Here is an 11,868-nt window from a genome sequence, read left to right on the forward strand (position 1 = left end):
GCTCAGCCACCTCGACGAGGTGATCAGCAACTGGCGCTCGCAGGGCGGCGACAAGCGACCGCGGACGGCCTGCTGGTCTCGGCCCGCGACCTGGTGGTGCCGGGCCGGCTGCGGCTGGACCGGCTCGACGTGTCGGCCACGGACCGGCTGCTGGTCACCGGGGCCAACGGCACGGGCAAGTCGACGCTGCTGGCGGTGCTGGCGGGCCGGCTCGCGTACGAGGGTGAGGTGCACCGTCGGCGCGGCCTGCGGGTCGGCCTGCTCACGCAGGACAGCGTCTTCGACCGCCCGGACCGCACCGCGCACGAGACGTACGCGGCGACCCTGGGTCCCGAGCGGGCCGAGGCGGTGCCGCTGCGCTCGCTCGGCCTGATCGGTCCCCGCGACGCCGCCCGCCCGGTCGGTGAGCTGTCCGTGGGCCAGCGGCGCCGGCTGGCGCTCGCCCTCGTGCTGGCCGACCCGCCGGAGCTGCTGCTGCTCGACGAGCCGACCAACCACCTCTCGCCGCGCCTCGCGGACGAGCTGGAGGACGCGCTGGGCCCGGGCCCGGGCGCCGTCGTGGTGGCCAGCCACGACCGCTGGCTGCGGGACCGGTGGGCCGGCCGCTACCTCGGGGTGTAGTTCTTCCCGAGCGGCTGGCCCGGGATCGGCTTGGCGATCAGCGCGACCGGGATGAAGAAGCACATCTGGGCGATCACCAGCGTGAGCGTCCACAGTGCCTGCTCGTCGTACGCGGCGGCCGCCCTGGCGTGCAGCTCGTCCGGCACCCGCTCGCCGGCCGGGTTGGGCGTCAGGACGGCCTCGACCAGCTCGAGGGCGACCCGCTCGGCGTCGCTGAAGTACGGCGCGTCCCGCCACGACGCCACCGCGGTGATCCGGTCCTCGGACTCACCGGCGGTGCGCAGCTCCTGGGTCTGCCGGACCGTGTGGTAGGTGCTGCCGACGAGCTGCCCCGCCCGCAGTTGCACAAGGTGGATCGTCGTGCGGGGGATCGTCCCGTTGAGGATGAGCTTGTTCATCCCGCCGGCAACGGGGCCGATCTCGGGGAAGAGCTCCATCGGGTCGGCCATCCGGGAGCGGATGTCGGTCGTGGGCATGGCGTTGTCCCTCCGTGTGGGTTCCTGCCACGTCCGACGAGGCACGTTCCGGAAACGTCAGGGCTTGCGCACGGCCGGCACGATCGCGAGCGCGGGCACGAGCACCAGCGGCACCACGAGCAGCGCCCGCAGGACCCCGACGTGGTCGCCGAGGAACCCGACGAGCGGCGGCCCGGCCAGGAACGCGGTGTAGCCGATGACCGCGACGACGCTGACCCGGGCCGGTGCGAGGTGCTCGTCGTCCGCGGCCGCGCTCATGCCGACCGGGAAGCCGAGCGAGGCACCGAGCCCCCACAGCGCGACGCCGCACAACGCCAGGGCGACGGAGCCGGCGAACACCGCGAGCGCCGCACCGGCGCCGGCGGCCACCATGGTGGTGAGCAGCACCGGCACCCGCCCCCAGGCGTCGAGGGCGGCCGTGCCGGCCGTGCGGCCGACCGTCATCGCCACGACGAAGACACCGAACGCGGCAGCGCCGGCGGCCGCGCCGACCTCGTGCCCGTCGACGAACGCGACCGCCAGCCAGTCGTTGGCGGTGCCTTCGGTGAAGCCCATGACCAGCACGAGCAGGCCGACGAGGAGGGTGCGCGGCTCGCGCCAGGCGGCCAGCACGCTCGGGCGGCCGGAGCGGGGCTGGTCACCCTCGGTGGTGGCGGGCAGGAACGCGCCGGTCGCGCCGAGGGTGCCGGCGAGCATGACGGCGGCGGCCACGCTCAGGTGCACGCCGATCGGCACCCCGGCCCGGGCGCAGGCGGCGCCGGCCAGCGCCCCGCTGACCGTGCCAAGGCTCCAGGCGGCATGGAACCGCGGCATGATCGTGCGGGCGAGCCGCCGCTCGACCACGGCTCCTTCCACGTTCATGGCGACCTCGCAGGTGCCACTGCCGTAGCCGAGTGCGAACAACCCGACCACGGCCACGACGGTCGACCCGAACACACCGGCGCCGATGCCGGTCAGCGCGAGCCCCGCGGCGCCGAGCGCGGTCGTGGCCGCCACGGTCCGCGCGGACCCGAGCCGGTGCACGGTCATCCCGGCGACGGGCAGGGCCAGCACCGCCCCGGCGGACAGCGCGAGCAGCAGCGTGCCGAGCTGCCCGGCGCTGAGCCCCAGCGCGTCCCGGGCGACGGGCACGCGTGCGAACCACGAGGCCAGTGCCACCCCGTTGAGCCCGAACACGACGGCCACCGCGTTCCGGGCGCGCCGCACGTCACTGGTGATCGTCGCGTTCATACGGGGATAGGACCGGTTGGACCGCGGTCAATGCAAGGCCGAAGTGGCCGGTGCCACACGTAACACGCCATGACCTGTTCGTGTAGGGCTCCACAGTCCGGCGCCGACGTGCATACCGAGAGTTATCACGATGTGACGCAGGGATGTTAATGGACAACCCTCTACGTACGCTCGATTCATGTCCGTTCCGCCAACAGGCAAGGTGGCGCGCGCCAGGATTCTCCCGCCTCTGCAGGGGAGACTCGACCGGACGCCAACGCAGGCGCTGTGCGAGGCATTGACGTCCGGCGTCGGCTTTACGCGGGCTGGGCGGCTCTGGCGGCTCGGTAACGTCCGCCACGACACGAGATACGTACGAGGACAGCTCGGGTATGAGCGGGACGTTGACACCGCGAGGTGGCAGGAGCGGAACAAGGCATTCGAACAGGCCGCGATGCTCAGCGGGTCGGTCGCCCCGTTCGTTCTTCGGCTCGCCGACCTGACCGTGGCGTTCCAGACCCGTGGACACACCGTTGGCGTAAGCGCCTTTGTGAGCGCTCTACAGACCATGGTTTGCAACGCCACGACTGAGCGGGACTGGCTGGTTGCCCAACTGACGGACGGAGGCACATTCGCTGATTGGCGGGAGCGCGTAGACACCGTCACTCGGCTTCGGGTTCGCACGAACAGAAAGACGGTCGGCGGGACCAACTCGGTGCTCGCTGAGGTGTTCCACGAGGTCAACGCGGCCTCTGCCTACCTCGACGTAAGGTCTGACGATGGGCTGAACACCAACGGCCCATTGTGCTTGGAACTCCTCGAGATGGCTGAGCACGGCGAGGCCGACGCGCTCGCCATTGGGCGCAGCAATGACGAGTTGGGTGCGGAGTATGCCTGGCAGAGCGCGCTTGGAGGTCAGACGGTGCTCGTCGACGCGGCAGTTGAACCGACGACCGGGATGACCAGCGAGGAGACGTTGATTGCCCACCTCGAAGGCGGAGCCGCCCGGCACGCCGCTTAAACCTGGAGCTACCGGCGGTTGACCCAGGTGTCGACGCGGTTGAGCAGCGTGGTTTTGACCGCGGCCGGGGCGGCACTCGCGTCGATGGCGCAGCGGGCCAGGTCGGCCTGCTCGGTCGGGTCCGTCGTGACCAGCGCGTACTGGGTGGTCAGGTCCGCGCCGAAGAGGAGCGGGTCGTCGGTGCCGAGGGCGACCGGCACGCCCGCCTTGCGCAGCTCGCGGATCGGCAGCTCGCTGATCGTCGCCACGCCCAGCGGTGGGTAGGACGTCGGGCAGACCTCGAGCGCGACGCCGTTCGCGGCGAGCAGGTCGCGGGTCGCGGGGTCCCGCATCGCCGCCAGGCCGTGGCCGATCCGGTGCGCGCCGAGCAGTCGCACGCAGTCCGCGACGTGCGCGGGCGGCGTGTAGAAGCCGGCGTGCGGCACGATCCGCAGCCCCGCCTCGGCGGCGACCCGGCAGGCCGGCACCATCGCCTCGACCGTGCCCAGCCGCTCGTCGTTGGACAGTCCGAAACCCACCACACCCCTCCCGGCGTACGCGGCCGCGAGGCGCGCCAGAGCGAGGGCGTGTGCGGGCGGAGCCGCCCAGCTCGCGGCGACCACCAGGCCGACCGGGATGGGCGCCCGCCCAGCACCGGCCAGCGCCGCCTCGACCGCGCCGGACAGGCCGCCGGCCACCGGGGCGTACGACGTCGGGTCGATCTGCAGCTCGATCCAGCCGGCGCCGGAGGCCGCGTCGTCGGTCGCCGCCTCGACCACCACCCGCTCGATGTCGGCCGGGCCGCGGATCGCCGCGCGGGCCAGGTCGTAACGCTCCTGGAAGGCCGGCCATTCGTGCACCGTGCCGGCGGCGAACGGCGGCGGCAGCCGCAGGCCGTCGCGCGCCGCCAGCTCCGCCAGGGTGGCCGGGCGCATCGCACCCGTGAGATGCAGGTGCAGGTTGGTCTTGGGTAGCGTCGCGGCTGTCACCCTCGGAAGACTACGGAGGCGCCATGACCGTCGAGACCAGTGCCGCCGCGACAGCGGCGCGCGAGCTGGCCACCTGGTCCGGGCAGCGGCGGCGGGACACGCTGCACGCCGCGGCCGACGCGCTGGAGGCGGCCGCCGGGCCGGTCGTCGACGCGGCCGTCGCCGAGACCGGGCTGACCCGGCAGCGGCTCGATGGGGAGCTGGCCCGCACGACCGGGCAGCTGCGGCTGCTCGGCGACTTCGTGGCGGCGGGTCGGGACCGGCCGGTCGTCCGGTCCGCCGGCGCGGCGCCGGGCGGTGGCGACATCGTCGCGGTGCGCGTGCCGATCGGGCCGGTCGCCGTGTTCGCGGCCTCGAACTTCCCGCTCGCGTTCGGCGTGCTCGGCGGCGACACCGCGTCGGCGCTGGCCGCCGGCTGCCCGGTGGTGGCCAAGGCCCATCCGGCGCAGCCGGAGACCGCCCGGCTGATCGCCGAGGCGGTCACCCCGGCGCTGCGCGGGCCGGTCGGCACCTTCACGGTCGTGCACGGCGGCGCCGACGTGTCGCTCGCGCTGGTCCGCGCCCCGGAGATCCGCGCGGTCGGCTTCACCGGCTCCGCCGCCGGCGGCCGCGCGCTGATGGACGCGGCAGCGGCCCGCCCCGACCCGATCCCGGTGTACGCCGAGATGGGTGCGCTGAACCCGGTGTTCGTGTTCCCGTCGGCGCTCGCCGACGAGCGTTGGCCGGCCACCCTCGCCGCTGCCGTCACCGGCTCGGCGGGCCAGCTCTGCACCAAGCCGGGGCTCGTGGTCGTGCCGGCGGGCGACGCCGGTGCCGCGTTCGCCGACCGGCTGGCCGGCGAGGTGGCCGCAACGCCGGCGTTCGAGCGGCTGCTGACCCCGGCGATGGCCGCGGCCCACGCCGCCTGGCGTGACCGCGCTCCGGCGGCCGAGGGCGACCCCGCGACACCGGACGGCGGCGCGGCCCCGTTCGCGGTGCGGGTCGACGGCGCCGCCCTGAGCGGTGAGCTCCTCGAGGAGCACTTCGGCCCGACCGTCGTGATCGCACAGTCTGACGTGGCAGGTTACGGCGATCTCGCGGCGCGGCTGGACGGCAGCCTGACGGCGACCGTGCTGGCCGGCGAAGGCGACGACGACGCGGTCCGCGCGCTGCTGCCGGCACTGGTCGACCGGGCCGGCCGGGTCATCTACAACGGTGTGCCGACCGGTGTCGCCGTCGTCGACGCGATGCAGCACGGTGGGCCGTGGCCGGCGGCGTCCGGCGCGTTCACCTCGGTCGGCACGGCGGCGGTCGAGCGGTTCCTGCGCACGGTGGCCCTGCAGAACCTGCCGGAGCGGCTCACACCGTGACCGCGGGATGTACCCCGGCCAGGCATCGGCAAACTGGTTGCCTGCGGACAATTAAATAGGACGATCGGCCGCATTGATCGGGACTCACCGGGTATCGGGGCGTCATCGGCACCCTTCACACGGGTGCTCCACACCGGAAGGGATCCCCCCGATGACGGACATCGCCACCTCCCGGTCGCCGTCCGGCGGTCAGGAGTCGACTACACAGAAGGCGAAGGAAGAGGCCAGGGACGTCGGGCAGACGGCGGTCGCCGCCGGCGGCGACGTCGCACAGACGGCCAAGGAGCAGGGCAGGGAGGTCGCCCGGGAGACCGCGCGGCAGGCCCGCGACCTCTACGGCGAGGCCCGCGGCCACCTGCGGCAGCAGGCCGGCGACCAGCAGCGGCGCGCGGCGGGTGGCATCCGCTCGCTCGGCTCCGAGCTGCACGGCATGGCGCAGACCGGCTCCGGCCCGGCGAGCGATCTCGCCCGGCAGGCCGCCGGCCGCGTCTCCGATGTCGCCGATTGGCTCGAGGCCCGCGAGCCCGGCCAGCTCGTCGACGAGGTCAAGCGGTTCGCGCGCAAGCACCCCGGGACGTTCCTCGCGGGTGCGGCCGTGCTCGGCGTGCTCGCCGGGCGGATGACCCGCGGGCTGGTGGCCGACGCGCAGGACGACGGATCCTCCCGGGTCACCGCGACCGGCGACCCGACCAGGGCATACCCGACGGGCGACCAGACGGCCGCGTACCCGACGGGCGACCAGACGGCCGCGTACCCGACCGGCGACCAGACGGCCGCTTACCCGACCGGCGGTCCCGCGACGGCGTACCCGGCGGGCACCGATCCGTTGGTCGGGTCGGCCTATCCCAGCGTTGCCGACCGCGATCCGGACGGCACGCTCTACGCCGGGTCGACCGCGGACCCCGTGCCGCCCGTGCCGCCGGTCGAGCGCGGGCCCTGGGACACGGAGACCAGGCCGTGACCGCGAGCCCCGAGACGCCCGCCGACCGCACCTTCGGTGACCTCATGGGCGAGGTCACCCGCGACCTGTCCACGCTGGTCCGGCAGGAGGTCGAGCTGGCCAAGGCCGAGCTGCGGGAGGAGGGCACCAAGTTCGGGAAGGCCGCCGGCATGTACAGCGGCGCGGGCTTCGCCGGCTACATGGTGCTGCTCTTCCTGTCCATCGCGATGTGGTGGGCGCTGTCCAACGTGATGGACCAGGGCTGGGCCGCGCTCATCGTCGCCGTCGTGTGGGCGGCCATCGGCGCCGTGCTCTACGTCATCGCGCGCGGCCAGATGCGCGAGGTGCGTGGCCTGCCGCGGACGACCGAGACCGTCAAGGACATTCCCCCCGCCCTCAAGCCCGACACAGGAGGCTACCGATGAGCACCGACCCGGACCAGATCCGGCGTGAGATCGAGTTGACCAGGTCCAGCCTGAGCGACGACGTCGATGCGCTGGCGTACAAGGCCAGCCCACGCCGCATGGTCGACGACCGCAAACGCAAGGTCCGCAACGCGTTCCGGACCGCCCGGGACAGCGTCATGGGCACCGCCTCGAACGTGGCCGACCAGACCGGCAACGCCGCGTCGTCGTTCAGGTCCACGGCGTCCGACCAGGCGTCGGCCGTTTCGGACAAGGCGTCCGACGCCGCCTCCGCCGTCTCCGACGCGGCCCGCGAGGCACCGGCGGCCATCCGCCGGCAGACCGAGGGCAACCCGCTCGCCGCGGGGCTCATCGCGTTCGGTATCGGTTGGCTGGCGTCGTCGCTGGTGCCCGCGAGCGAGCGGGAGCAGCGGGCGGCGGGTGCGGTCAAGGAGACCGTGCGGGAGCACGCCGACACGATCAAGGAAGAGGCGCGCGACCGTGTGCAGGAGGCGCGGGAGGCGCTGGAGCCGACCGCCCGGGACGCGGTCGACTCCGTGAAGTCCACGGCGCAGGGCGCGGCCGCGACCGTCAAGGACGAGGGCCGCTCGGCCGCCGACGACGTGAAGGTGCGTGCGCAGGAGGCCCGCGACGAGGTGCGCTCGTATGCCCGCCGGCGGCGCTGCGACGTGGTCCGGCAGGGCGGCGGAGTCGGCGACCGCTGCCGGGTCGGTGGCGTCGGTGGCGGCCCACGGCACGGCGACCGCGGCCAGCGCGAGCAGCACGAGGGCCCCCGCGGCCGACGCGGCACGCCGCCGGCGGGCCCGCCTGGCGGTGGCGAGCGCCTTCTCGTAGACGTGATAGGACGGGACGTCGCCCGCCGCGGTGTGCAGCGCCTCGCGCAGCCGGGCGGTCATCGCACGCTCCTTTCCGTCGTGCGGTCGACCAGGTCGGGCGCGATGACGCGCAGCCGCCGGATCGCGTCGTGGGCGTGCCGCTTGACGGTGCCGACCGAGCAGCCGAGCACCTCGGCGACCTGCGCCTCGGTCAGGTCCTCGTAGAACCGCAGCACCACCACGGCCCGCTGCCGCGCGCTGAGCTGCCGCAGCGCGGCCGCGAGCGCCAGCCGCAACGCGGTCGCCTCGGAGTGGTCGGCGCCGGGTAGCTCGACGGGCTCGGACTCCAGCCGCTCGGCGACCCGGCGCCGCCGCCACCAGGAGACCTGTTGGTGGTACATCACCCGGCGGACGTACGCTTCGGGATCGCCGCCGCTGATCCGCCGCCAGTGCCGGTAGGTCCTGGCCAATGCGCTCTGCAACAGGTCTTCGGCGAGCTGGTGATCGCCGGTGAGCAGGTAGGCCCGCCGGGACAGCGCCGGTGAACGGTGCACCACGAACTCGTCGAACGTCTCGGTCATGCACCCTCCCTCACCGGGTAGAACGCCACCGTCCACCGCGATGGTTGAGGGTGCTGGCGCGCGCCAATCTAGCGGAGCATCAACGTACGATCGGGCTCCGCCTCGCATTGGAGTTGGTGCATGACCACTTCGGACTCGGAGCTCGCCGCCGCGTTGCAGCCCGACATCCCGCATGCCGCGCGCATCTGGAACTACTGGATGGGTGGCGTCGACAACTACCCCGCCGACCAGGCGGCCGGGGACGCCGTCGCCGCTGTCTATCCCGAGATCCGGCTCATGGCCGGCCATTCCCGTCGTTTCCTCGCCCGCGCGGTCCGCTTCCTCGCCGCCGAGCGTGGCATCCGGCAGTTCCTCGACATCGGCACCGGGCTGCCCACCATGCAGAACACCCACGAGATCGCGCAGGAGATCGCGCCCGAGACGCGGATCGTCTACGTCGACAAGGATCCGCTCGTGCTCGTGCACGCGCGGGCCCTGCTCGGTGACGCCGGCTCCGACGGGCAGGTCAGCTACCTGCAGGCCGACTACTACGAGCCCGAGAAGATCCTCGCCGCGGCCGCGGACACCCTCGACTTCAGCCGGCCGGTCGCGGTGATGTTCATGGGCGTGATGGGCTACGAGCCAGACATCGCGGTGGTGCGGTCCCTCGTCGACCGGGTCGTCTCCGCCACCGCGCCGGGCAGCTACCTGGTGTTCTGGGACAGCACCGAGTCGCCCACCGCGATCGAGGGCGCGAGGCGGCTCGTCGAGACCGGCGGGGCGGAGTACCACCTGCGCAGCCTCGACGACCTCGGCTCGGTGTTCACCGGGCTGGAACTGGTCGAGCCCGGCCTGGCCCAGATCACCGCCTGGCACGCCGGCGACGATCCGGAACAGACCGACGCGTACGGGGGCGTGGCCCGCAAACCCTGAGGCCAGGGGCGGGGAGCGTCGCCGGCGCTCCCCGTCCGGCATCGACATCCGACGCTCCGGCGTGGAGACTGGCCGGACCAGCGGAAGGAGCCGTCGCATGAGCCCGCGCCGCGTGCGTACCCTCGCCTGCGCAATCGTCCTGGCCCTGTTCGGCGGCCTCGTCGCGGCGACACCGGCCGCGGCCGGCGGGCGGTGCATCAGCACGCCGGGCGAATACGAGGCGGCCTGGCAGGCGCGCCAGGCGCGCTGTGTGGCGCCGACCCTGTTCGGCACGACGCACAGCCGGGGTGACCGCTTCCTCTACCCCGAGGGCTTCGCGTACGCGTGGGCCGGCTCGAGCGTCAACCTCGAGGCCTACCTGCGCCTGCGCCACCGCTACGGCGACGAGCCCGCGAAGGTCGGCGTCGGGATCCTGTCGTACGTCGGCTATCCCGGCCTCGACACCTGGGACTTCCCGACGGACCTGGCGGTGTACACCCTCCCGCGCGGCGTCCACGCGAAGGTGCCGACGTTCGCGACATGGTTCCGCCTGCTCGACGAGCAGTTGGGATTCCCGCGCGCGGCCTTGCGGGACCTGGAGCGGGCGTACGCCCGGACCGCGGACGCCGTCGACGCCTTCGAGCAGGTCACCGGCTGCCGGCGCGCGGACCTCCTCGCCGGTGCCTGGCCCGGCGCCGACATCGGCTGCAACGCCGCGTTCATGGCCGCGCTGACCGCCGCCGGACCGTCGCCGTACGAGGGCGCGCAGTCCACGCGGTGCTTCGCGAACGTCGCCACCGACTACGCGGGCCCGCGTAACGCCGCCGCGCTGCGGGCCGTGCTCTACCAGTGCCAGGACGCCGGCTTCCTCAACACGGGCGTCGGCCGCGGCTACAACACGTACGCCGATCCCTTCGTCTGCAAGCCCGCCGCCGCCCAGTCGGTCGAGCAGCGCTACACCGGGCGCGAGTTCGTCCTGCCCAACGCCAGACTCGACGACCTGCCGGGCCACGTCGACATCACGCTGGACATCGGCGCGCCGGGCCAGCGGCCGTTCCTGCACGACGGCTACTGCTGAAGGGCACCCTGCACCATCTCGACCAGCGCGTCCACGTCGGCCTCGGCCATCGGCTCACCGGTCATGCCCATCCGGTGCAGCAGCGTGCCGGTGATGACGTCGATGAAGAACAGGACCCGCTGCTCCGGCTCGCCCAGCGCGTCCATGAGCGCGCGCCGGTAGGGGTCCTGCAACTGGCTCGACAGGATCTCGCGCAGCGCCGGGTCGTTGATGGCGTCGGTGAACACGCCCGCGAAGGCCGCGCCGACACCGGGTTCGCTGATCCTCGCCGCACCCCAGCGGACGGCCGAGGCCATGATCTCCGCGCGGTCCGCGCCGTCCAGCGGCGGCGGCCCGAACGCGTCCAGCAGGCAGGCGGCGATCAGCGCGCCCTTCGACGGCCAGCGCCGGTAGATCGTGGTCTTCGCGACGCCTGATCACGGGCCGGGCCTCGGCGGCCGAGCGCGACGTGCTGACCAACGCCAAGCGCCGCTGGCCGGCGGTCGAGTTCCGGGTCGTCAACGTGGCCGTGCAGGGCCCGACCGCGGTGCCGCAGATCGTCGACGCGCTCAAGGTGCTCGACGCCGACGGGTCGATCGACGTGATCGTGATCGCGCGGGGCGGCGGCGGCGTCGAGGACCTGCTGCCGTTCTCCGACGAAGCGCTCTGCCGGGCGGTGTTCGCCTGCCGCACCCCGGTGGTCAGCGCGATCGGCCACGAGACCGACGCGCCCCTGCTCGACTACGTCGCCGACGTCCGCGCCTCCACACCGACCGACGCCGCCAAGCGGATCGTCCCCGACCTGGGCGCGCCGAGTACGGCCCTCGCGCGCTCGGCCACCGTTCGCTGCTCGCCCACCCCGGCCGCCAGGACACCACCGCCCGGATGAACGACATCAAGGGTCGCGAGCAGTTCCGGCCGATCGCACCGATGGTCCGGGTCGAGCGGGCGGCCGAGGTGTTCGACGGCGTGCTGCCCAGCCCGTACATGCTGTTCGTCCACGACGTCCGGCCGGACTGGCGGGAGCGGGTCCCGGCGGTCGTGCACGTCGACGGCACCGCCCGGGTCCAGACGGTCGACCCGGCCACCGAACCCCTGGTGGCGGCGATGCTGGCCGAGTTCGACCGGCTGACCGGCATCCCGGTGGTCGTCAACACCTCGCTCAACACCGCCGGCCGGCCGATGGTCGACACTCCGCGCGAGGCGATGGAGGTGTTCGGCAGCGCGCCGGTCGACCTGCTGGCGATCGGCCCGTTCGCGGTGCACCGGCGGCGCCGGTGATCAGCATCGTGGTGCCGACCCTCCGGCGGCCGTCGCTGCGGGTTCTGCTCGACGCGCTGACCGCGCAGGTCGGCGCGGACCCGGTGGAGATCATCCTGGTCGACGACCGGGCCGGCCGCGGCCCGGCCGCGGCCCGCAACCGCGGCTGGCGGGCCGCACGGGGCGACTGGGTGGTGTTCGTCGACGACGACGTCGTGCCCGATCCCGGCTGGTGGCGGTGCCTGCGGTCGGACC

General features: G+C 73.6%; 15 protein-coding genes and 2 pseudogenes. 12 read left to right on the plus strand and 5 right to left on the minus strand.

Features of this window, described 5'->3' with window-relative positions:
• The coding region (locus AB0H87_RS28960) for an ATP-binding cassette domain-containing protein (RefSeq protein ID WP_360152393.1) at positions 1-621 on the plus strand (621 nt) is incomplete at its 5' end.
• On the opposite strand, the gene AB0H87_RS28965 is transcribed toward AB0H87_RS28960, so the two are convergent.
• Both AB0H87_RS28965 and AB0H87_RS28970 read right to left on the minus strand, forming a co-directional pair.
• Positions 606-1,097, minus strand: a complete 492-nt coding sequence (locus AB0H87_RS28965) for a carboxymuconolactone decarboxylase family protein (RefSeq protein WP_360152396.1) — start codon at positions 1,095-1,097, stop codon at positions 606-608. The two genes, AB0H87_RS28960 and AB0H87_RS28965, sit on opposite strands and share 16 nt — an antisense overlap.
• A 57-nt stretch (positions 1,098-1,154) precedes the next feature.
• Positions 1,155-2,327, minus strand: a complete 1,173-nt coding sequence (locus tag AB0H87_RS28970; protein WP_360152399.1) for an MFS transporter — start codon at positions 2,325-2,327, stop codon at positions 1,155-1,157.
• A gap of 178 nt (positions 2,328-2,505) precedes the next feature.
• On the opposite strand from AB0H87_RS28970, the gene AB0H87_RS28975 reads away from it, so the two are divergent.
• Positions 2,506-3,327 carry a hypothetical protein gene (locus AB0H87_RS28975; RefSeq protein WP_360152402.1) on the plus strand — a complete coding sequence of 274 codons (822 nt, stop codon included), beginning with the start codon at positions 2,506-2,508 and terminating at the stop codon, positions 3,325-3,327.
• An 8-nt stretch (positions 3,328-3,335) separates the two neighbouring features.
• On the opposite strand, the gene add is transcribed toward AB0H87_RS28975, so the two are convergent.
• Positions 3,336-4,295 (minus strand): adenosine deaminase, encoded by a 960-nt coding sequence (gene add / locus AB0H87_RS28980; RefSeq protein ID WP_360152405.1) that lies wholly within the window; start codon positions 4,293-4,295, stop codon positions 3,336-3,338.
• Between the two features lie 23 nt (positions 4,296-4,318).
• On the opposite strand from add, the gene AB0H87_RS28985 reads away from it, so the two are divergent.
• The 4 genes and pseudogenes from AB0H87_RS28985 to AB0H87_RS29000 all read left to right on the plus strand — a co-directional run.
• Positions 4,319-5,644: an aldehyde dehydrogenase family protein gene (locus AB0H87_RS28985; protein ID WP_360152408.1), complete on the plus strand. Its 1,326-nt coding sequence runs from the start codon at positions 4,319-4,321 to the stop codon at positions 5,642-5,644.
• Positions 5,645-5,795: 151 nt separating this feature from the next.
• Positions 5,796-6,605: a hypothetical protein gene (locus AB0H87_RS28990; protein ID WP_360152411.1), complete on the plus strand. Its 810-nt coding sequence runs from the start codon at positions 5,796-5,798 to the stop codon at positions 6,603-6,605.
• A 44-nt stretch (positions 6,606-6,649) separates the two neighbouring features.
• Positions 6,650-7,009, plus strand: coding sequence for a phage holin family protein (locus AB0H87_RS28995; RefSeq protein WP_360152431.1), 360 nt, complete (start codon positions 6,650-6,652; stop codon positions 7,007-7,009).
• Positions 7,006-7,131, plus strand: a pseudogene (locus AB0H87_RS29000) (DUF3618 domain-containing protein); the annotation flags it as partial. The gene AB0H87_RS28995 and the pseudogene AB0H87_RS29000, both read left to right, overlap by 4 nt.
• A gap of 770 nt (positions 7,132-7,901) precedes the next feature.
• Here AB0H87_RS29000 and AB0H87_RS29005 read toward each other — a convergent pair.
• Positions 7,902-8,405: a SigE family RNA polymerase sigma factor gene (locus tag AB0H87_RS29005; RefSeq protein ID WP_360152414.1), complete on the minus strand. Its 504-nt coding sequence runs from the start codon at positions 8,403-8,405 to the stop codon at positions 7,902-7,904.
• 120 nt (positions 8,406-8,525) lie between these two features.
• Here AB0H87_RS29005 and AB0H87_RS29010 point away from each other — a divergent pair, with 120 nt between their 5' ends.
• Positions 8,526-9,317: an SAM-dependent methyltransferase gene (locus AB0H87_RS29010; protein ID WP_360152417.1), complete on the plus strand. Its 792-nt coding sequence runs from the start codon at positions 8,526-8,528 to the stop codon at positions 9,315-9,317.
• A gap of 97 nt (positions 9,318-9,414) precedes the next feature.
• Positions 9,415-10,374, plus strand: coding sequence for a hypothetical protein (locus AB0H87_RS29015; protein WP_360152420.1), 960 nt, complete (start codon positions 9,415-9,417; stop codon positions 10,372-10,374).
• Here the strand turns inward: AB0H87_RS29015 and AB0H87_RS29020 are convergent.
• Positions 10,365-10,601 carry a TetR-like C-terminal domain-containing protein gene (locus AB0H87_RS29020; RefSeq protein WP_360152423.1) on the minus strand — a complete coding sequence of 79 codons (237 nt, stop codon included), beginning with the start codon at positions 10,599-10,601 and terminating at the stop codon, positions 10,365-10,367. The two genes, AB0H87_RS29015 and AB0H87_RS29020, sit on opposite strands and share 10 nt — an antisense overlap.
• Between AB0H87_RS29020 and AB0H87_RS29025 the strand changes: the two genes are divergently transcribed.
• The 4 genes and pseudogenes from AB0H87_RS29025 to AB0H87_RS29040 all read left to right on the plus strand — a co-directional run.
• Entirely contained in the window at positions 10,594-10,767 is a 174-nt protein-coding gene (locus AB0H87_RS29025; RefSeq protein WP_360152425.1) for a hypothetical protein, read from the plus strand. The genes AB0H87_RS29020 and AB0H87_RS29025 overlap by 8 nt on opposite strands.
• Positions 10,768-10,786: 19 nt before the next feature.
• A pseudogene (gene xseA / locus AB0H87_RS29030) lies at positions 10,787-11,158 on the plus strand (exodeoxyribonuclease VII large subunit); the annotation flags it as partial.
• Positions 11,159-11,199: 41 nt separating this feature from the next.
• Positions 11,200-11,634: a carbamoyltransferase C-terminal domain-containing protein gene (locus AB0H87_RS29035; protein WP_360152434.1), complete on the plus strand. Its 435-nt coding sequence runs from the start codon at positions 11,200-11,202 to the stop codon at positions 11,632-11,634.
• A partial coding sequence (locus AB0H87_RS29040) for a glycosyltransferase (protein ID WP_360152428.1) occupies positions 11,631-11,868 on the plus strand: 238 nt, incomplete at its 3' end. The genes AB0H87_RS29035 and AB0H87_RS29040, both read left to right, overlap by 4 nt.

Source organism: Asanoa sp. NPDC050611 (assembly GCF_040654855.1).
Classification (GTDB): Bacteria; Actinomycetota; Actinomycetes; order Mycobacteriales; family Micromonosporaceae; genus Asanoa.